At 66.3% G+C, this 20,249-nt stretch carries 17 protein-coding genes and 1 tRNA gene; 9 read left to right on the top strand and 9 right to left on the bottom strand.

Features of this window, described 5'->3' with window-relative positions:
• Window positions 1-5 precede the first annotated feature (5 nt).
• Both hemF and AM2010_RS08660 read left to right on the top strand, forming a co-directional pair.
• Window positions 6-896 (top strand): oxygen-dependent coproporphyrinogen oxidase, encoded by an 891-nt coding sequence (gene hemF, locus AM2010_RS08665; RefSeq protein ID WP_047806731.1) that lies wholly within the window; start codon window positions 6-8, stop codon window positions 894-896.
• 80 nt (window positions 897-976) lie between these two features.
• Window positions 977-2,908, top strand: a complete 1,932-nt coding sequence (locus AM2010_RS08660) for a M1 family metallopeptidase (protein WP_047806730.1) — start codon at window positions 977-979, stop codon at window positions 2,906-2,908.
• A gap of 37 nt (window positions 2,909-2,945) precedes the next feature.
• Here AM2010_RS08660 and AM2010_RS08655 read toward each other — a convergent pair whose 3' ends face one another.
• The 7 genes from AM2010_RS08655 to AM2010_RS08630 all read right to left on the bottom strand — a co-directional run bounded on the left by AM2010_RS08655 (window position 2,946) and on the right by AM2010_RS08630 (window position 7,945).
• Window positions 2,946-3,383 carry a MarR family winged helix-turn-helix transcriptional regulator gene (locus AM2010_RS08655; protein WP_047806729.1) on the bottom strand — a complete coding sequence of 146 codons (438 nt, stop codon included), beginning with the start codon at window positions 3,381-3,383 and terminating at the stop codon, window positions 2,946-2,948.
• A complete protein-coding gene (locus AM2010_RS08650; protein ID WP_047806728.1) occupies window positions 3,371-3,676 on the bottom strand; it encodes a putative quinol monooxygenase in 306 nt (101 codons plus the stop codon). Before AM2010_RS08650 ends, AM2010_RS08655 begins: the two co-directional genes overlap by 13 nt.
• 971 nt (window positions 3,677-4,647) lie before the next feature.
• Window positions 4,648-4,779 (bottom strand): DUF2474 domain-containing protein, encoded by a 132-nt coding sequence (locus AM2010_RS14035; RefSeq protein WP_082132851.1) that lies wholly within the window; start codon window positions 4,777-4,779, stop codon window positions 4,648-4,650.
• On the bottom strand, window positions 4,779-5,777 hold the full coding sequence (gene cydB, locus AM2010_RS08645; RefSeq protein ID WP_047806727.1) for a cytochrome d ubiquinol oxidase subunit II: 999 nt from the start codon (window positions 5,775-5,777) through the stop codon (window positions 4,779-4,781). The genes AM2010_RS14035 and cydB overlap by 1 nt, the downstream gene beginning before the upstream one ends.
• Complete coding sequence (locus AM2010_RS08640) at window positions 5,774-7,219, bottom strand: cytochrome ubiquinol oxidase subunit I (RefSeq protein ID WP_047806726.1); 1,446 nt, start codon at window positions 7,217-7,219, stop codon at window positions 5,774-5,776. The genes cydB and AM2010_RS08640 overlap by 4 nt, the downstream gene beginning before the upstream one ends.
• Window positions 7,220-7,312: 93 nt before the next feature.
• Entirely contained in the window at window positions 7,313-7,708 is a 396-nt protein-coding gene (locus AM2010_RS08635; protein WP_047806725.1) for a type II toxin-antitoxin system death-on-curing family toxin, read from the bottom strand.
• A 9-nt stretch (window positions 7,709-7,717) separates the two neighbouring features.
• Window positions 7,718-7,945 (bottom strand): AbrB/MazE/SpoVT family DNA-binding domain-containing protein, encoded by a 228-nt coding sequence (locus AM2010_RS08630; protein ID WP_047806724.1) that lies wholly within the window; start codon window positions 7,943-7,945, stop codon window positions 7,718-7,720.
• Window positions 7,946-8,041: 96 nt separating this feature from the next.
• On the opposite strand from AM2010_RS08630, the gene AM2010_RS08625 reads away from it, so the two are divergent.
• Both AM2010_RS08625 and AM2010_RS08620 read left to right on the top strand, forming a co-directional pair.
• The gene (locus AM2010_RS08625) at window positions 8,042-10,132 is read left to right on the top strand and encodes a RelA/SpoT family protein (protein WP_047806723.1); all 2,091 of its coding nucleotides are present in this window, start codon (window positions 8,042-8,044) and stop codon (window positions 10,130-10,132) included.
• Between the two features lie 2 nt (window positions 10,133-10,134).
• On the top strand, window positions 10,135-10,509 hold the full coding sequence (locus AM2010_RS08620; RefSeq protein WP_236699490.1) for a VOC family protein: 375 nt from the start codon (window positions 10,135-10,137) through the stop codon (window positions 10,507-10,509).
• Between the two features lie 15 nt (window positions 10,510-10,524).
• Here the strand turns inward: AM2010_RS08620 and AM2010_RS08615 are convergent, their stop codons facing one another.
• Window positions 10,525-10,845 carry a DUF1905 domain-containing protein gene (locus AM2010_RS08615; RefSeq protein WP_047806722.1) on the bottom strand — a complete coding sequence of 107 codons (321 nt, stop codon included), beginning with the start codon at window positions 10,843-10,845 and terminating at the stop codon, window positions 10,525-10,527.
• A 37-nt stretch (window positions 10,846-10,882) separates the two neighbouring features.
• Window positions 10,883-11,851, bottom strand: a complete 969-nt coding sequence (locus AM2010_RS08610; RefSeq protein WP_047806721.1) for a peptidylprolyl isomerase — start codon at window positions 11,849-11,851, stop codon at window positions 10,883-10,885.
• A 240-nt stretch (window positions 11,852-12,091) separates the two neighbouring features.
• On the opposite strand from AM2010_RS08610, the gene AM2010_RS08605 reads away from it, so the two are divergent.
• From AM2010_RS08605 to AM2010_RS08585, 5 genes are all read left to right on the top strand, one after another.
• Window positions 12,092-12,182, top strand: a tRNA-Ser gene (locus AM2010_RS08605).
• Window positions 12,183-12,286: 104 nt separating this feature from the next.
• The gene (locus AM2010_RS08600; RefSeq protein ID WP_244881988.1) at window positions 12,287-12,829 is read left to right on the top strand and encodes an RNA polymerase sigma factor; all 543 of its coding nucleotides are present in this window, start codon (window positions 12,287-12,289) and stop codon (window positions 12,827-12,829) included.
• A gap of 5 nt (window positions 12,830-12,834) precedes the next feature.
• The gene (locus AM2010_RS08595) at window positions 12,835-13,815 is read left to right on the top strand and encodes a FecR family protein (RefSeq protein WP_160325590.1); all 981 of its coding nucleotides are present in this window, start codon (window positions 12,835-12,837) and stop codon (window positions 13,813-13,815) included.
• Between the two features lie 115 nt (window positions 13,816-13,930).
• Complete coding sequence (locus tag AM2010_RS08590; protein WP_047806719.1) at window positions 13,931-17,419, top strand: TonB-dependent receptor; 3,489 nt, start codon at window positions 13,931-13,933, stop codon at window positions 17,417-17,419.
• An 87-nt stretch (window positions 17,420-17,506) separates the two neighbouring features.
• On the top strand, window positions 17,507-20,230 hold the full coding sequence (locus tag AM2010_RS08585; protein ID WP_047806718.1) for a M16 family metallopeptidase: 2,724 nt from the start codon (window positions 17,507-17,509) through the stop codon (window positions 20,228-20,230).
• Window positions 20,231-20,249: the final 19 nt, after the last annotated feature.

The raw sequence follows: 20,249 nt of genomic DNA, 5'->3' as shown, positions 1-20,249 counted from the left end.
GCGCGATGACCGACTGGACCCCCTATACCGCCCGCGCGAAAGACTGGTTCGAGGACCTGCGGAATCGCATCTGTGCCGAGTTCGAGGCGATCGAGCGCGAGGCGGGGTCGCAGGCCGCGTTCGAATACGTGCCCTGGCAGCGGGAGGAAGACGGCAACGACAATCCCGGCGGCGGGGTGCGCGGGGCGATGAAGGGCGAAGTGTTCGAGAAAGTGGGCGTCAACGTGTCCACCGTCCACGGCACTTTCGCGCCCGAATTCGCCCGCACGGTGCACGGGGCGGCGGAGAACCCGGCCTTCACCGCGACCGGGATCAGCCTGGTCGCGCACATGGCCAATCCGCATGTCCCGGCGGTGCATATGAACACCCGTTTCCTGACCACGGCCAGGGCCTGGTTCGGTGGCGGGGCGGATCTGAATCCCCCGATCCCGCGGGCGGAGGATACCGAGGAATTTCACGCCGCCTTCCGCGCCGCCTGCGCCGCGCACAACCCGACGTATTACGAACGGTTCAGCAAGTGGGCGGACGATTACTTCTTCATCCCTCATCGCGGGGTGCATCGCGGGGTCGGCGGTATCTTCTACGACCACCTCGAATGCGAAGGGCCGCCGGGCGAGGCGGGCGGCGGCGAAGAGGGGGACGGCGCGGCATGGGAACGGCATTTCGCCTTCACCCAGGATGTTGGCCGCGCGTTCCTCGACGTCTTCCCGCGCATCGTACGCCGGCGGATGGCAGAACCGTTCACCGATGCGGACCGCCAGACCCAGCTCGAATGGCGGGGCCGCTACGCCGAATTCAACCTGGTGTATGATCGCGGCACGCTGTTCGGCCTGAAGACCGGCGGCAATATCGATGCCATCCTGATGAGCCTGCCCCCGCAAGCGGTCTGGAGCTGAGCGGGCCGCCGGTATAGAGCTTTCCGTTCGGACCCGCCCGGTCCCATGACAACTCCCCGGAGATTCCCATGCGTTCCCCCATGCGTTCCACTGCCGCAGTTCTCGCCATCCTCCTGTCCACCACCGCCTGCGCCACGATGGACGCGCAGACCCCCGCCGCCGCACAGGCGGAACGGCTGGTGGCGCCGATCCTGACCACGCCCGATGCGGTGGACAGCGCGACCTTCGCACAGCCGCAGGTCGCGCGGGTGACGCACGTCGATCTCGACCTTGCGCTCGATTTCGAACGCAAGCGCGTGGCCGGCACTGCCACGCTGGACATCCTGGCGCGCGAGGACGCGGCGCAGATCGTGCTCGACAGCAATGGCCTGGTGATCGACCGGGTGACCGACGGGCAGGGCCGGGCGCTTCCCTTCGAAGTCGGCCCGCGGGTCGATGGCAAGGGCGAACCGGTCACCGTCTCGCTTCGCACCGATGACGGGCAGGCGCGGCAGATCGTGATCCATTACGCCGCCAATCCGCAGGCCGATGCCCTGCAATGGCTCGCCTCCGAACAGACCGCGGGCGGCGAGCATCCGTTCCTGTTCAGCCAGGGGCAGGCGATCCTCAACCGCAGCTGGATCCCGACGCAGGACAGCCCCGGCATCCGCCAGACCTGGCGCGCGCGGATCACCGCGCCCGAGCCGCTGGACGTGGTCATGTCGGGCGTCGCGCAGGGCGACCCCGAAACGCTCGGCAACGATGAAAACGGGCAGGGCCGCCGCGCCTTCACCTTCGTGATGGACAAGCCGGTCCCGCCCTACCTGATCGCGATTGCCGCGGGCGACATCGATTTCCGCGCGATCGGCCCACGCACCGGCGTCTGGGCGGAACCCGACATGCTCGACCGCGCGCACCACGAAGTCGCCGATACCGAGGACATGGTGGAAGAGGCGGAGAAGCTCTACGGCCCCTATCGCTGGGGCCGCTACGACATGATCGTGTTGCCGCCCGCCTTCCCCTATGGCGGGATGGAAAACCCGGTCATGACTTTCCTGACACCGACCTTCATCGCCGGCGACCGCAGCCTGACCGGGCTGGTCGCGCACGAACTGGCCCATTCGTGGTCGGGCAACCTGGTGACCAACGCCGTCTGGGGCGACGGCTGGCTGAACGAAGGCGTCACCTCGTACTTCGAAAACCGGATCGTGGAGGAAATCTACGGCGAAACGCGCGCCCGGCAGGAGGCTGCGCTGGATTACATGGCGATCCTCGAAACGCTGGACGAAGTGGGCCGCGATGCCCCCGGCACCGCGCTGCACCACCCGGAAGGGACCGACAGCGCGGGCAGCGCGATCGTTTACAACAAGGGCGCGGCCTTCCTGCGCACGCTGGAAAGCAAGGTCGGGCGCGAGCGTTTCGACGCCTGGCTGCGCCAGTGGTTCGACAACCACGCCTTCCAGCCGGCGACCTCGAACATGATCTACGAAGACATGCGGACCAACCTCGCGCGCAATGCGGCGGAGGCGGAGCGGCTGATGCTGCGCGAATGGATCTTCGAACCCGGCCTGCCGGCCAATGTTGCGAAGCCCGACCCGGCGGCCTTCGCGGCGGTCGACAGCGCGTCCGCCGCCTATGCCGCCAGCGGCACGATCCCGGCGGCGCAGACCTGGCGCGGCTGGACTTCGGCAGAGCGGCAGCGGTTCCTGCGCCAGGTGCCGCGCGACCGCACGGCGCAGCAGCTCGCCGCGCTCGACCGGCAGCTCGGCCTCGCCGCGACGGGCAATAACGAGGAACTGTTCCTGTGGCTCGATCTCGCGCTGGCCAATCGCTACGCGCCCGCCGTACCGCAGGCGGAAAGCTTCCTCGCCGAAGTCGGCCGCGCCAAGTTCGTCCGCCCGCTGTTCGGCACCCTGGCGGAAGAAGGCGACTGGGGCGCTGCAATCGCGAAGCGCATCTACGCCGAAACCCGCCCCGGCTACCACGCCGTCACCCGCGGCAGCGTCGACAAAGTGCTCGGCTGGGAGGAGTGATCGGCTTCGGCGGGCGAGACGGGCGGCGGCGAGCGCTTTACCCCGCGCCGTCCATCTCGTCGGCGAGAATCGCGAAGTAGCCGGGCAGCAGGCGTTCCAGCATGGCGTGGCCTTCGTCCGTCAGGCGGACATGTTTGGCGCGTGCATCGCTGCGGTCTTTCGCGGCGGCGACCAGGCCGTCGCGTTCCAGCGTCCGCAGGGTGCGTGCGACCACCGGGCCTGCGACGTCGAGCCGGTCGGTGATCTCGCCCACGGTCAGCGTTTCGCGGTCCGGCTCGCGGTCGATCACGATCAGGAACAGGAAGCGGAGCTGCGACAGGCCGTGGTCCGCGAAATAGCTTTCCAGCCGGCGGATCAGCAGGCTGGCGCGGCGCATCATCGTCAGCGCTTCCCCCACCGCCTGCGCGGGAACGCCATGCGCGGCGGCATAGCCTTCGATCATGCGGGCCGAGGGCAGATCCTTCAGGAAGAACACGCAGGCCCCTCCACCGGCTGCATGAAGACGATCGCGACCGGTTCGGCCAGCCAGTCTTCGTATTGTTCGAACACCGCGCGGGTATAGTCCTGCCGGTAATGCGCATCGAGCGCGGCCCGATCGGTCCACACTTCATAGAGATGGAGCTGCCCGTTTCCCTCGCCTTCATGAAGGTCGAAGGCGAGGCAGCCGCTTTCGGCGCGCGTCGGGGCCAGGATTTCGCGAACAGCCGATCGCGCCTGGTCGAAATGCGCGGGCTTCGGGCTGATCGTGGCAAATACGGAAAGCGGCATGATGAACCTCCTGCGGGAGTGATATTATCATGATACATATCATGATATGCAATGGCGGTAAAGGTATTGGCACGGGGTGCCTGCCGGGACGGCCCCCTCCACCACGCGCTGCGCGAGCGGTCCCCCTCCGCAAGACGATGGGGAGGATCGGGTGACGCCGGGGCAGTCCTCCCCAACGACTTGCGTTGGGGAGGTGGCAGCCGCGCAAGCGGCTGACGGAGGGGCCTTGTCCGAACCCGTCCATCCGCTCCGACCGCCGACAGGACCTGCCTCCTCCCTCGCTCAGACGCAGCAGATCGGCACAACTATTTTGACAAATATAACCATATTGGTTATCAAGCCCATCGCCCGGCGGACCTCAACGTCGGGCGAACGAGGATCGGGGCCTGCGTCCTGTCGACGGCGCACAGGTCTCTATTCCGCCGGGGCGGGCCGGGCTTTGGCCTTCCGTTCACGGCGGCGCGGCCGGTGCGGCTGGCGTGCGGTGCTTACAGGCTGCGGGTGCGTATGTTCTCAGGAGCCGGAAGCCGCTCCCTTCCGCCGGAAGCCGGGACAGGGATGATCACGGTGCGTGCCTTGCCCGCGCGAACCCGCCTCTGCCGGCGGGTCTTCCCGGGGCAGCCTACACCGTGCGCTGGCGTGGCCGATCAGCCACGGGGCGATGGCGGACTTTTGGCGAGTCCTGGCCGCTTTTGCCCGCCCACCCGGAACCGCAGGATCGAACCGGGCCTCCACCGCGGCGGCGGCGAGGCAATCGGGCCGTGCCGGTGGACCTCACGCCGGATTGCACGCCCGTCGGTCGTTCGCAAGACATGCCGCCAACCGCCCGTCCCTCGCGCGCACGCCCCTGGCGTGCCGCACCGGCCGCGCGATCCGAGTGCCAGGCGTTGCAGATCCGGGTTCGCCGCCGGAGGATGGGGTGTGGGCGCGCTCCCGGCGTTCACCCGCCGACCGGCGAAGCAGGCCCCGAATCAGGCGATCCACAACCTCAAGACCCAGGCGACCGCGCCCAGCACGGTGACGCTGGCGAGCCAGATCGCCGCGAGCCAGGCCAGCCGCTGCCACAGCGGCCGCCGCTCCGCGCTGCGGCCTGGCCCTTCCATCAATGATATCCTTCGTGGCCGACCTTGCCGCGGAAGACCCAGTAGGCCCAGGCGGTATAGGCCAGGATCAGCGGCAGGGTGATCGCCACGCCCACCAGCATGAAGGCCTGGCTGCTATGCGGCGCGGCGGCCTGCCAGATCGTGATCTCGTTCGGCACGATATAGGGGAACATCGACAGGCCCAGCCCGGCCATGCCGAGGAAGAACAGCGCCAGGCTGAGCCAGAAGGGCGCGGCTTCCCAGCCTTTGGCAATGCCGCGAAACAGCAGGAAGGCGATGATCGCGGTCAGCAGCGGAACATTGGCCGCAAACAGCACGCTGGGCATCGAGAACCAGCGATCGAAATACTGCGCGTCGAGGAACACGGTATAGAGGCTGACCGCCGCCAGCAGCGCCAGCGTCGCGATCGCGGAGCGGAAGGCCATGCGCCGGGCATGGTCCTGCGCCGGCCCTTCCAGCTTCCAGATCAGCCAGGTGCTGCCCAGCAGGGCATATCCGGCGACAGTGCCCAGCCCGGTCAGCAGGGTATAGGGCGTCAGCCAGTTCCACCAGCTTCCGCCGTAATTGCGCCCGTCGATCTCTATCCCCTGCAGCAGCGCGCCCAGGATCATCCCCTGCGTCATCGCGGCGACCAGCGATCCGCCGGTGAAGGCGGCATCCCAGAGCGCGCGGTGGGCCGGATCGCGCCAGCGGAATTCGAACGCCACGCCCCGGAACACCAGGCCCAGCAGCATGGCGATGATCAGCGGATAGGTCGCCGGCAGGACGACGGCGTAGGCCAGCGGGAAGGCGGCGAACAGACCGCCGCCGCCCAGGACCAGCCAGGTTTCGTTCCCGTCCCACACCGGCGCGATCGAATTCATCGCGCTGTCGCGTTCCTTCCCCACCGCGAAACCGGGGAAGAGCACGCCGATGCCCAGGTCGAACCCGTCCATCACGACATAGGCGAAGACGGCGAAGGCGATGATAAAGGCCCAGATCAGCGGCAGGTCCATCATTCGGCCTCCTTCCGGTTGCGCGGCAGGCTGTCGGGATCGCCGGGGTTCTGCGTCGGCCCTGGGGTAATGCCGGCGGTGCGGATCGGCCCGCGTTCGCCCATCTTGACCCCGCGTTCGCCCGGGTGCGGCGATTTTGCCATCAGTTTCAGGATGTACCAGGTGCCCGCGCCGAAGACTGCGAAATAGACGACGACGAAGGCGACCAGCGATGTCGCCACCGCCGGCGCGTCGAGCGGGCTGGCGCTGTCGGCGGTGCGCAGCAGGCCGTAAACGGTCCAGGGCTGCCGCCCGACCTCGGTCGTGATCCACCCGGCGAGCACCGCGACGAAGCCAGAAGGCGCCATCGCCAGCGCCCCGCGGTGGAGCCAGCGCCAGTCGTAGAGCCGGCCCCGCCAGCGCGCGATCAGGCTCCACAGCCCGATGCCCAGCATGGCAAAGCCGATCCCGACCATAACCCGGAACGACCAGAACACGATCCCCACCGGCGGCCGGTCTTCCTCGGGAATCGTGTCGAGCCCGGCGAGCGGCGCGTCCAGATCGTGCTTGAGGATCAGCGAGGATGCCTTGGGAATTTCGATCGCATAGTCGACCCGCTCGCGCTCGCTATCGGGAATGCCGAACAGGATCAGCGGCGCGCCCTCGGGGTGGCTCTGATAATGCCCCTCCATCGCCATGACTTTGGCCGGCTGATGCTCCAGCGTGTTCAGCCCGTGCATGTCGCCGGCGAAGATCTGCACCGGCGCGACCAGTGCGGCCATCCACATCGCCATCGAGAACATCGTCCGGGCATGGGCGTTGGTGCGGTCCTTCAGCAGGTGCCACGCGCCCACGCCGCCCACGGCAAAGGCGGTGGTGAGATAGGCGGCGATCACCGTGTGCACCAGGCGATAGGGGAAGCTGGGGTTGAACACGATGTCCCACCAGCTTTCGCCCGGCAGGAACTGCCCGTTGTCGCCCATGACGAAGCCGGTCGGGGTGTGCATCCACGAATTGACGCTGAGGATCCAGAAGGCCGAAATGAACGTGCCCAGCGCCACCATGCAGGTCGCGGCGAAGTGCAGCTTGCGCCCCACTTTCTCCATCCCGAACAGCATGACGCCGAGGAACCCGGCCTCTAGGAAGAATGCGGTCAGCACCTCGTAAGCCATGAGCGGACCGATCACCGGCCCCGCCTTGTCGGAAAAGACCGCCCAGTTGGTGCCGAACTGGTACGACATGACGATGCCGGAGACGACGCCCATTGCGAAGGCGACGGCGAAGATCTTCACCCAGTATTTGAACAGGTCGTGATATCGCTGCTGCCCGGTCTTCAGCCACAGCCCCTCCAGCACGGCGAGAAAGCTCGCCAGCCCGATCGAAAACGCCGGGAAAATGAAGTGGAAACTCACCGTGAAGGCGAACTGGATCCTCGCGAGGAGGATGGCATCGAGATCCTGCAACATGGCGGCTGGAAGACATAGCGAAGATAGCCGGCGGCGTATATCGCGCTTCCGGGAAACACCCGTTGCGCGCGGCGCAACCCCCGCGGGCGTAGCCTAAGGGATAACCCGCTGCCGGAACCAGTCGGCCAGCGCATCCTCGTCAAGCTCTCCCGCCGCAAGGGCGACGACGACGCGGATCGTGTCTTCGGGGGAAAAGGCGATCTCGACACCATTCAGTTTCAGGAATAGGCGGGCCATGACCCAGGCCGTGCGCTTGTTGCCATCGGCAAACGGATGGTTGCGCACGATGCCGAACGCATAGGCAGCGGCGAGCCGCACGCGATCGTCTTCGCCGTACGTCCAGCGATTGACTGGCCGCGCGAGCGCCGAGTCCAGCGCGCCGCTGTCGCGCACGCCCCGCCCGCCGCCATGTTCGGCGAGCTGCCGGTCATGAATGGCAAGCGCGATTTCGCCGTCGAGCCAGACCGGCTCCGCGCGTTCTCCGCCCATGTGGTGCCCCTATTTGGCGAGAACCCGCAGGATATCACGATCTTCGCGCATGATCGCTTCGGCTGCTTCCATTTTCGATGCGAAATCGGGATCGGCTGCCGACAGGCGAACGCCGTCTGGCGCTTCGGTCAGGAACAGCGCATCGCCCACCCCCGCGCGGAGGCGTGCCAGCACTTCCTTCGGCAGGATGATCCCGGCGGAATTGCCGATCCGGGTGATCTTGAGCGTCGCGTTCATACCGGTGTTATAACGCAGGCGGCGCAGAGTGACAATCCACTGCACCTGCACGAAAAAACTTGCGGCGACGGCTGTAATCCTCACATCCTTGGCGCGATGCTGCGCCAGTACGAACTTGTTGAACGGGTCAAGGAATACGACCCCGACGCCGACGAGGCGCTGCTCAACCGCGCCTATGTCTACACCGTGCAGAAGCACGGCACGCAGAAACGCGCCAGCGGCGACCCCTATTTCAGCCATCCGGTCGAAGTCGCCGGGCTGATGACCGACCTGCAGCTCGACCAGGAAACGATCATCACCGCGCTGCTGCACGACACGGTCGAAGATACCCTGGCGACGATCGAGGACATCGAAAGCAATTTCGGCGACGAAGTCGCGCGGCTGGTCGACGGGGTGACCAAGCTGTCGAAGATCGAGGCCATGCCCGAAAACGAGCGGGCGGCGGAAAACCTGCGCAAGTTCCTGCTGGCGATGAGCGAGGACATCCGCGTCCTGCTGGTCAAGCTGGGCGACCGGCTGCACAACATGCGCACGCTGCATTTCATCAAGAGCCCGGATAAACGCCGCCGGATCGCGCGAGAGACGATGGATATCTACGCCCCACTAGCAGAGCGGGTGGGGATGTACGAATACATGCGCGAGATGCAGCTTCTCGCCTTCGAACAGATCGAGCCGGAAGCCTATCGCACGATCACCGGCCGGCTGGAACAGATCCGCCGGCAGGGCGGGGGGCAGGTCGATGCCATCGCGCTGACGGTCAAGCAGGCGCTGGCCGAAGCCGGGCTGCAGGTGGAAGTTTCGGGGCGCGAGAAGCACCCTTATTCGATCTGGCGCAAGATGGCGGAGCGGCACCTGCCGTTCGACCAGGTCAGCGACATCATGGCCTTCCGCGTGATCTGCGAAACCGAGGCCGATTGCTACGCCGCGCTGGGGGTGCTGCACACGACCTGGCAGTTCATCCCCGGCAAGTTCAAGGACTATATCTCCACCCCCAAGACGAACGGATACCGTTCGCTCCACACCTCGCTGATCTATGAAAATTCGATGCGGGTGGAGGTGCAAGTCCGCACCCGCGCGATGCACCGCACCAACGAATTCGGCCTCGCCGCGCACTGGGCCTACAAGCAGGGCGACCGGCCCGACGGGCAAGTCGGCTGGCTGCGCGACCTGATCGAAATCGTCGACGCCAGCCACGATGCGGAGGAGCTGCTCGAACACACCCGCATGGCGATCTATCAGGATCGCATTTTCGCCTTCACGCCCAAGGGGTCGCTGTTCCAGTTGCCGATTGGCGCCACCGCAGTCGATTTTGCCTTCGCGGTGCATACCGATCTGGGCGCGCAGACGGTGGGGGCCAAGATCAACGGGCGCCACATGCCGCTGCGCACCCCGCTGGAAAACGGCGACGTGGTCGAAATCATCAAGGGCAAGAATGCCGAACCGCAGCTGTCCTGGCTGGGCTTCGTCGTCACCGGCAAGGCGCGCGCCGCGGTTCGCCGCGCGGTGCGGCTGAAGGAACGCGCCGAAGTCGCGGAAATCGGCAGCAAGCTGTTCGACGAGATCGCGGCGCGTGTTCCGGCCAAGATCGGCAAGAAGGCGATCCGCGACGCGGTCGCCCGGCTGGAGCTGGAGGACGAGGAAGACCTGATGTACGCGATCGGTTCGGCCAAGCTCGACGATCGCGAGGTGATGGAAGCTCTCGTGCCCGGCTGCACGGCGGAGATGGACGACGATGGGGCCTGGCCCACGCGCGAACGGGCGATATCGATCCGCGGCCTGACGCCGGGCGTCGGCTTCCGCCTCGCCACGTGCTGCCACCCGGTGCCCGGCGACCGGATCGTCGGCCTGCGCAAGCCGGGCGAAGGGGTGGAAGTCCACGCGATCGACTGTTTCGAACTGGCGAGCGGGATCGACGCCGACTGGCTCGATCTGTCGTGGGGCCGGCGATCGGTGGGCGCGGTCGGGCGGCTTCGGGTGACGCTCTACGACAGGCCGGGCACGCTGGCCGACATGGCGGCGATTTTCGCGCAGAACCTGGCCAACGTGGTCGCGCTCGATCAGGTCCAGCGCGACAGCCCGTTCCAGACATACGAACTCGATCTGGAAGTGCAGGATCTCGCCCACCTGACCCGCATCCTCAGCGCCCTGCGCGCCAGCGATGCCGTCGCCCAGGCGGAACGGATCTGACCGTGGGCACCGGGGGCGAGGTGACGGGCATCGACCATGTTCAGCTTGCCATGCCCGAAGGCGGGGAGGATGCGGCGCGCGCGTTCTATGCTGGCGTGCTGGGGCTGGCGGAAGTGGCCAAGCCCGCGCATCTCGCTGTGAACGGCGGCTGCTGGTTTGCGGGCGGTACCGCGCACATCCATCTCGGCGTCGAGCGCGAATTTCGCCCGGCGCGCAAAGCGCATCCGGCGCTGCTGATCGACGATCTCGATCGCTTCGCTGCCCGTCTCGAAGCTGCCGGGGTTGCGTTCACTCCGGGCAAGCCGCTCGACGGCTATGTTCGCGGGGACATCGCCGATCCGTTCGGCAACCGGATTGAATTGATGCAGCTGCTCTGAGAGCCTGTCTGCAGCCTAAAGCAGTTCCAGTTCCACGGTTACCGGCGCGCCCGGTTCCAGATCTTCGTCCCGGATGATCTTGCGGCTGACGAGCAGGATCCATTCGCTCGATTGCTTTTGCGGGAAGACCGAGCTTTGCCAGTCGGTGGCGCCAACTCGCGCCATGACCTTGACCGAACCGAAGCCGCGCCGGGCGCCGTATTCGAGCCGGTGCAGCCGTTCATGCATCGCGATGTGCTCGGCCGCGCTGCCGGTGATGGCGATCAGGTGATACGTTCCGCGATCGCCCTGCCAGCGAATGAGCGGCGCTGAATGGGTGAGGACGTCGCCGGCCATCACAGGTCCGGCCTTGCTGCCTTCAGCAAGCGATGGCTCATTCGTCCCCCATCCGCCGCACCGGCACCGGAATATTGCAGATGTCGGCGCCGCCGGCGGGCACGATGAAGAACGGGTCGCGCCGGTTGGCCCGTGCGTCGGCATAGCGGGCGAAGGTTTCCCCTTCGGTCGAAAGATATTCGAAGCGCGGCCGCTCGCCTTCGGGCAGGTCGCTGGCAACGCGGATCGACCGGATGGGGACGTTCTGCGCCGGGTCTTTGTAGAACCCCAGCGGCCCGGTCCCGCGCGGCAGGCTGGAAAGATGCTCGATCCCCTCGACGACCCGCCCGACCAGCGCAATATTGCGGTCGAGGTGGCGCGGCGCATGGCCGATTACCGTATAAAGCTCCGCCCCCGATCCCGTGTCGGGCGAATAGCTGCGCCCGACCCCGACCATGCCGTAGCAGTGGACGGGCCATTCGCGTTCGTGATCGTAAGCGGTCGGCCAACCCCGCGTGAAACCGGTGAATTCAGCGTAGGCATCTCCCCGACCATGATGGACGGAGCGTTTTCCCTCGCTGGGCGGCATTTCGTGGATGGCGATCGTGGTGGCGTTGGCCGTATAGGCGTCCGCCCGCATCACCCGCAGCCCATCCGGCAACGGCTTCGCCCTGGCCTCGTCCTCCGCATGGGGATCGCCCCACTGGACGACGTAGTTGTCCTGCACCCGGGTGACGGCGATCCCGTCGTACCAGCCGGCGCGGGCGAGGGTGCGGATGTTCTCCACCCAGCCTTGCGAGAACGGTGGCGGCATAAGCTGGATCACGACTTCGCGCGCCTTGCCCTCCGCCCCGGGGGCGAGCGTCATCACCAGCAGATCCTCGGGCGCGATCGCGATCCATTCCGAGGCAGGAGCCGCGGCGACGATCTCGCTCGGGCCGGGTGTCGTGCCGGCCCCGCTCTGCGCGGTGACGGGAAGGGCGAGTGCGAGCGCGGCAACGCCCAGCGCGATGGCGGTGGTTTTCATCGGGAAAGCTTGCCAGCAGGGGGCGCCAAGCAAAAGCCCCTTTCCACGCGATTTTGGGGGGCGGAAAGGGGCTCTGCGGCGGCGTTCGCCGGGAATGCCGATCCGCGCAGCGCCGCCGTCGGCGATTCCCTTACCACGATTTTCGGCCCCGCGCAGCTTCTTCCGCCGCAAGCCGCAGGCGCCATGTCTTGCGCTGCCATCGATCCCCCGCTAGGTGCGCGCGTCTGCCAGCAGGCATGCGGAGCGGTGGCCGAGTGGTCGAAGGCGCACGCCTGGAAAGTGTGTATACGGTAACCCCGTATCGTGGGTTCGAATCCCACCCGCTCCGCCACCAGGCTTCTCCCCACAAACTTACGAATCCGGTTCGCGCCGCGCGCGTCGATCCGCTGGCTTCGGCAGCGGCGAGCGCGGCGCTGGCGGTACGTGAATTTACAAATGCGCAGAAATCTGGTCGGATTCGGCTCCCGTCGTCGTCTTGCCTACGAGGAGACCGACACGACCATGCCGAGTCTGGCAGACATTATGGCAAAGGCGCGCAGCGCCGTGATGCGGCGGGGCGTCTCGCGCGAGGACGCGGAAGACTGCGTGCAGGAAGCCTATCTGAAGATCGACGGCTACGGCCGCCGGCACGAAGTCCGTTCGCAGGAGGCGCTGCTGGTGCGAGCCGCGGTCAACTTGGCGATCGACAAGGCGCGGCGTTCCAGTCGCGCCGGGATCCATCAGGGCGACGATTTCCAGACAATGGCCGATACCACGCCCGGCCCGGCCCAGATCGTCGAACAGCAGGTGCGCCTGATCCACGCCGCCGAATGCATCGACAGGCTGCCCCCACGCACGCGCCGCATCCTCCTGATGCGCCGGCTGGACGGCCTGCCCTATGCCGAAATCGCCCGCCGCGAATCGATGACCGTGGCCGCGGTGGAAAAGCAGGTGGCGCGGGCGACCCTGCAGCTCCTGCAATGGATGAAGGGATGGTGAGCGGCATGTCTGCGGCCCTTTCCCCTCCGTCCCGGGCGGAAGCCGAAGCGGCAGCCTGGATCGCGCGGCTCAATTCCGGCGCGCGGCGGGAGGATCTCGACGCCCCCTTGCGCGCCTGGCTGGCGGAGGGCGAGGGCAACCGCGAAGCCTTCGAACGCGCGCTGGAGGCGTGGGAGATCATTCCGGGGGCGGCGTTGATGGCGGGGGCCCCGAACAGCGGCGAGCTGCCGCCCGACGAAGCGGAAACCCCGCCGGGCAGGCAGACACCGGGGCGGATGCGGGCCCTGGCGATCGCAGTGGCGAGCCTGATCCTGGTGGTGGCGACGGCATTTTTGGTCGGGCGGATCGGCGGGCCGGATACGCTTTCGGTTCCGGTGGGCGAACAGCGCGTGGCCACGCTGGACGACGGAACGCGCGTCTCGCTCAACACGGGGAGCGACCTGGTGGTCGATTACCGCGAGGATCTGCGCGAAGTCCGGCTCGAAGCCGGCGAGGCCCTGTTCGAAGTGGAGCGGGACACCGACCGGCCCTTCATGGTGATCGCAGGCGACGAAAGGATCGTGGCGCTGGGCACCAGCTTCGTGGTGCGCAAGCTGGACGATAGCGTCAGCGTCACGCTGATCGAAGGCAGCGTGGCGATTTCGCGGGCAGACCGTCCCGGGCCGTCGGTCGTGCTCGATCCCGGACAGAGGTGGTCGGCATCGGCGAAGGCGCCACCGCGGATCGATGCGCCCCCGCTGGCCGGCGTGACCGCCTGGCGCGAAGGCAAGGCCGTTTTCGACGATACCAGCCTGGCCGAGGCAGCGGCAGAGATGAACCGTTATGGCGGACCCGAAATCCGGCTGTCCGATCCACGGCTGGCGGCCCTGCGCGTTTCGGGCGCCTTCGACACGCGCGAGCCGGTGGCCTTTGCCGAAGCCATCGCCGCACTGCACGGGCTCCACGCCGTTCGCGACGGGGCGGGTGTGGAGCTGAGACGGGAGTAGCGCGCACCCCTGCACGGGCACCCACGCAATTTCTTTACGATTCGATGTCGGGTTCGCGACCCTTCTGCGTCTTGAGGGGGAGGGAGAAGTACGGAACGTTACTTCGGGGGGTAAAATGGCATCGAGAATCATTGCGCTGGCAGGTGCGGTATCCTGTCTCGTTATCGCGGCGGCGAACCCGGTTCACGCCCGGCAGGCGGCGGAGCCGGCTTCGCTCCAGGAACACCGGTTCGATCTGCCGGCTCAGCCACTGGCCGTTTCGCTCCTCGCGATCGCGCGCAAGAGCGGGGCCAATATCGTATTCGACAAGGCCGAAATCGCCGACCGCCGGGCGCCTGCGCTGAAGGGGGACTTCGATGCGGAGGCGGCCGTGCGGCGGCTGGCTGGCGCTGCGGGCGTGCCGGTTACGGTGACGGCGGGCGGTGCACTGGTCGTCGGCGGGCCCCGCGGATCGAACACGCGCCGCCAGATCTCGTCCGTTCAGGAACGGCGCGGCCGGCTGGAAGGGCAGGTGGCCGAAGGGGCGGGCGCGCGTGACGTTGCCGGTGCCCTCGTCCGGATCGTCGAAACGGGGGAGGAAACGCGTTCCGACGAACGCGGGACATTCCGTTTCTCCGACCTGGCGCCGGGCGAATATACGCTGGAGGTTTCCTTCCTCGGCTATCCGCCGTTGCGGCAGGCCGTGGTCATCGATCCCGATGCCACCACACTGGCAATCGTGACCGTCGGGACCAGCGCAGAGGACGAGATCGTCGTCTACGGTTCGCGCAGCGCCCGCGCCATTGCGCTCAACCTGCAGCGAACCGCCGAAAACAACGCCGATGTCCTGGCCGCCGACGATCTCGGCAACTTTACCGGCACCACGATTTCGGAGGCGCTGCGCCGCGCCCCCGGGGTCGCGTTCCAGCGCAATTCGGTGACCGGTGACGGGACGAACGTGATCGTCCGCGGCATGGAGCCGGACATGAACGCGGTGAAGCTCAACGGGTTGAACCTGCCGGTCGGCAGCGGCCTCGGCCGATCGGCCGACTTGTCCAACCTGCTGGCCGATTCGGTGGGGCGGATCACGATCCACAAGTCGCTTCTGCCCAGTCAGGACAGTTCGGGCACCGGCGGCCTGATCGAGATCGAAACGCTTTCGCCGCTCGACCGCCCCCGGCGTTATGCCAATCTGTTCGTCGAAGGCGGTACGGCGTCCAAGGATTTCAACGGCGACTTTCTCGCCTCGGCGACTGTCGCCGGGACATTCGGGGCAGGAGACAACTTCGGCCTGAGCGCCTCGATCCAGTATCGCGACCATGGCAACCGGTCGATCGGGTACGATTCCGGGGGGAACGGCGGTGCGCTGCACTTCGGACGCAGCCTGCCGCTCGATGCCAGTGGCAATCCGCTGACCACGTCGGACGCGGTCGATCCGCTGGCCGTCTTCCCGTTCGTGGACGGCGACGACCAGGCCTATACCGCCGGGCTGCGCACGAGTTTCTACAACGTCAGCACACAGAACCTGGCTGCCACGCTTTCCGCCGAATGGCAGATCGCCGGGCACACCAACCTGAAGCTGGACTTCCAGCATTCGGAATCGACGTCCGATCACTTCTCGCTCTCGGACACCTTTTCGGCCGGGGCGGAATATGTCGTCCTGCAGGGGGAGGGGCCCAACGCGCAGCTCGGGGTCGATCTGGCACCGGGCAATGCCGCAATCTCGCGGTCGCAGTCCTACCGTTACGATCCGGGGGTGAAGCAGGTCACCGACACTTACAGCTTCACCGGCAAGACGACGCTGGGCGATTTCGAGCTGGACTATCTCGCCGGTTATGCCCGGGGCACGGAAAGGCATCCGGGCACTTTCGAACTGCAGCTGCGGATGCCCGAAAGCGATGCAAGCGCGGAGCTTTTCCTGCCCGAGGCGATCGACGGCGCCACGGGCCGGATCGTCACCGGTTTCGCCCCGCGCAGCGGGAACGGCATTCCCCTGCCGCTGCTGAGCGAGGCGGGCTGGGCGCTGGTCAACGACCCGAGCGCGTTCGTGATCGAAAATGCCAGCGGCCTGATCGACCAGTCGAACGGCAGCAACGACCGCTATACCGCCAGCGGCAGCCTGCGCTGGAATGCCAATGCCGGCATTCTCAGGTACATCGAAGCCGGCGCCTATTTCGAACGCGCCGAATTCCGCGACGTTCACCTGCGCAGCCAGATCGGGGGCGGCGTTCCCGTTTCCGCGCTCGGCCTGCCGTTCCAGCCGTCGGACCTGACGCGGATCGGGATCGACGTTCCGGGTTTCTCCACCATCGCCGAACGCGACATCCGCGATTTCGTATCCAGTATCGATACGCTGGTGGATGGCGACACCGGGCTTACGCTGACGCCGATCGAGCCGCATCCCGATCACGACCGGCAGAATACCCGGGAAACCACTTTCGCCGCGTATTTCCAGACGCGCGCGGACATCGGCAAGCTCGAGATCATCGGCGGCCTGCGCTATAACCGGACCGAGCTGGAAGCGACCAATCTGAGCTTCCCGGTCTATACCGGCCCGATCCTGCCGGAAAACGGAGGCGGGGTCGGCGTGGACTTCGTTTTCCAGGACGCCTTCACCAAGCTGGTGACGGAATCGACCGTGGCGCAGGACGTTCTGCCGCGGGTCCTCCTCAACTATCGTGCGAGCGACAATCTGATCTTTCGCGGCGGCTATTTCCTGTCGGTTGCGCGCCCGTCGATCGGGCAGCTTTCGGCCGAAACCCGGATCGCGTTCATCAACTTTCCGATCCCCGGGCCCGAAGGCGTCAAGCCGATCCTGCAGATCAACAGCGGCAATCCCGACCTGAAGCCGGCCACGACCCACAATTTCGACATCAGTGCCGAACTCTATTCCGGCGTCGGCGTGTTCAAGGCGGGGGCGTTCTACAAGCGGATCGACAACCTTCTGCAGACGAACATCACCAATGGCCCGGCGACGCTGGCCGCCGTGATCCTGCCGGATCATCCCTATTTCAACGGTTCGCCCTATTTCGATCCCGACAACCCGGATTCGGCGTTCATCACCGGCGGAACCCCGGTGAACAGCGACGAAGTGGCGGAGCTATGGGGTTTCGAAGCCCAGGCGGAACGGCGCTTCGATTTTCTGCCTGGGGTCTGGGGCGGTTTCGGTGTCTATCTGAACTATACTTTCACCCAGAGCTCGCGGACGGACCGCTACAACTGGGCTTATGACCCGGACCCCGAGCATGTGTACGAATTCGACGATCTGCCGTTCGTCCAACAGCCGAAGCATTCGGGCACGGCGGCGCTGACCTATAACAAGTACGACATCGATGCGACGCTGACGTACGGCTATCAGTCGCGCGCCTTGCAGATGTTCCGCCCGCGCGGGCTCAGCGTCTATACCGAAGGCGTGGAAACGCTGGACTTTCGCGGCGAATATTACCTTCGTCCCGGCTTCGGCAATATCCGCATATTCGTCGAAGCGAGCGACCTGCTCAACAGCACCTCCGATCCCGACCTGGAAACGACGTTCGGCGGCGAGGCCGGCACGCCGAAGTTCTATACCCGCGCGACCTATCTTGGCGGGCGCAGGTTCAAGGCGGGCCTTTCGATCACCTTCTAGGCCGTTTCGATCACTTCCAGCCGTTCGGGCGGCTTCTCGCATTTGCTGCCTTCGGCGGCCCCCTTTCCTCCATCAGCGGGTACTTGCATGAACCTCGTAAAATTCCTGATCGCCCCGTCCCTCCTCGCGCTTTCCCTTCCGATGTCGTCGGCCAGCGCGCAGGAAGCCATCGCGTTCGAACACTTCACGCTGCCCAACGGCCTGCGCGTGGTGGTTCACGAGGATCGGTCCACGCCGAAAGTCGCGGTGGCGGTGTGGTACCGGGTGGGCGCGATGAACGAGCCGGAGGGGCGCTCGGGCTTCGCGCACCTTTACGAACACCTGATGTTCAACGGATCGGAGAACCACGACGACGAGTGGTTTCCTCCATTGCAGGAAATCGGCGCATCGGCGGTCAACGGGGCGACCTCGCTCGACCAGACATATTACTACGAGATCGTGCCCACCGGCGGGCTCGAACGCGTGCTCTGGCTCGAATCCGACCGGATGGGGCACATGCTCGGCGCGGTGACGCAGGAGAAGCTCGACGAGCAGCGATCGGTTGTTCAGAACGAGAAGCGCACGTACGAGAACCGGCCCTATGGCCGGATGAACAATCGCGAAATGGCCGCGATCTTCCCCCCGGGCCACCCCTATCACGACTCCGTCATCGGCTCGATGGAGGATCTCGATGCGGCGTCGCTCGACGATGTGAAGGACTGGTTCCGGCAGTATTACGGCGCGGCCAATGCCGTCGTGGCGCTTGCCGGTGACATATCTGCCGATCGGGCCCGCGAACTGGTGGAACGATACTTCGGCGCCATTCCGGCCGGCCCGCCGACGGAACGGGTGGAACGATGGGTCCCTGCACTCGATTCCGCGCGGGCGGATACGATGCTGGACGATGTCCCGCAGGTCGCCATTGCCCGCGACTGGGTCGTTCCGGGGCGAGGGACCCCCGAAACCGCATCGCTGCGCATGGCCGCGCATATCCTCGGCCGGGGCAAGAACAGCCGTCTGCACACTGCGCTGGTGAAGGAAGGCAAGATGGCCACGGCGGCCAGTGCAAACTACATGTCAATGGCCGTCGCAGGGGTCTTCAGTATCAGCGTGCGGCTCAAGGAAGGGGCCGATCCCGAACAGGCCAAACGCCGTATCGATGAGGTCGTCGAAGAGTATCTGGCAAACGGCCCGACTGCGGAGGAACTCGAACGCGCCAAGACGACGGGCCACGCCGACACGGTCAGGGCCTTCGAATCGATCTACGTTCGCGCCATGGCTCTGGCCGACGGAACGATCCTGAGCGACGACCCGGGTGCCTATGCCCAGGCCGAGCGTGAATTTGCAGCAGTGACCGCGGACGAGGCGCAGGACATCGCGCGGACGTGGCTGGGCAAGCCGTCCTATACTCTCACCGTGCTGCCTTATGGCCGGTACCAGGTGTCCGCCGAAACGGTCGACCGCAGCGCCATGCCCGGGCTTTCCCCGTCGCCCGACCTCGTCATGCCCGAACTTCAGCGCGCGACGCTTTCGAACGGCATCGAGGTCAACTTCATCCGCAAGGCGGGGACCCAGCTTGCCGAACTGGCGATGGTTTTCGATGCCGGTTCGGCCGCCGAGCAGCATGCCACGCGCGGAATTCTGGGCTTCACAACGGGCCTGATGGATGAAGGCACGCAGGATCTGACCGCGAACGAATTTGCCAACCAGCAGGAACGGCTGGGCGCGCGCATCGGCCACGCGGGCAATCTGGACGAGACAGCCTTCCATCTCTCGAGCCTCAGCCGCGAGCTGAGCCCGTCGATCGCCTTGTGGGCGGATTACATCCGCAATCCGGGCTTTCGAGAGGAGGATATCGAACGCGAGCGCGATGCCGCCCTGTCGGGACTGTCGCAATCGCTGGTGAACCCCGACAGTATCGCGCAGCGCGTCTTCGGCCACCTGATCTATGGCGAGGATCACGCCTACGGGACGAACCTGGCCGGGCGTGGAGAGGCCATCCGGTCCTTCACCCGCGAGGATCTGGAGGCGTTTCATCAGGCGTGGATCAGGCCCGACAATGCCACGATCTACGCATCGGGCGACACGACCCTGGCCGCGCTGGTGGCCGATCTGGAGAACGCCTTCGGCAACTGGCAGGCGCCCGCAGAGGCCGGGGGCCAGAAGACCCTCGATCCCGTGCCTGACCCGCGCGAAGGGCGGGTGGTTCTGGTGGACAAGCCGGGCGCCATCCAGTCGATCATCAGGGTCGGCGCACCCATGCCGGACGGCCTTTCGGCGGACGTGTTCGAGCTCAATGCAATGAACGAAATACTGGGCGGCAGCTTTACCGCTCGCCTCAACATGAACCTGCGCGAGGACAAGGGGTGGACCTACGGCGCAAGCAGTTACATCAGCGGCGCGCGCGGCCCGCAGACGTTCGGCGTGACGACGAGCGTCCAGACCGACAGGACGGCGGATGCGATCAAGGAAATCCGCCGCGAGCTGACCGAGATCCGGGGGGCAAGGCCGGTGACGGCCGATGAACTGGCGCTGGTCAGGAAAGGGCAGATCCTCGGCTTGCCCGGGCGGCTGGAAACCAACAAGGCACTGGTCGGATATCTGCAATATATCCGCCGCTTCGACCGCTCGTACGACTGGCTGGCAGCGCTGCCGGACCGATACAACGCGCTGACGCCCGAAAGCCTCACCGCCACGGCGCAAACCCGGCTGAATCCCGATGCGATGACCTGGGTGGTGGTCGGCGATCTTTCGCGGATCGAGGACGATGTGCGCTCGCTCGGCCTCGGAACGCTCGAGGTCTGGGATGCGGAGGGGCAAAAATTGCGGTGAACGGGCGGCGGGAGGCAGA

The sequence above is a fragment of the Pelagerythrobacter marensis genome (assembly GCF_001028625.1).
Taxonomy (GTDB): domain Bacteria; phylum Pseudomonadota; class Alphaproteobacteria; order Sphingomonadales; family Sphingomonadaceae; genus Pelagerythrobacter; species Pelagerythrobacter marensis.
This window is presented reverse-complemented; position numbering and strand designations above follow the sequence as displayed.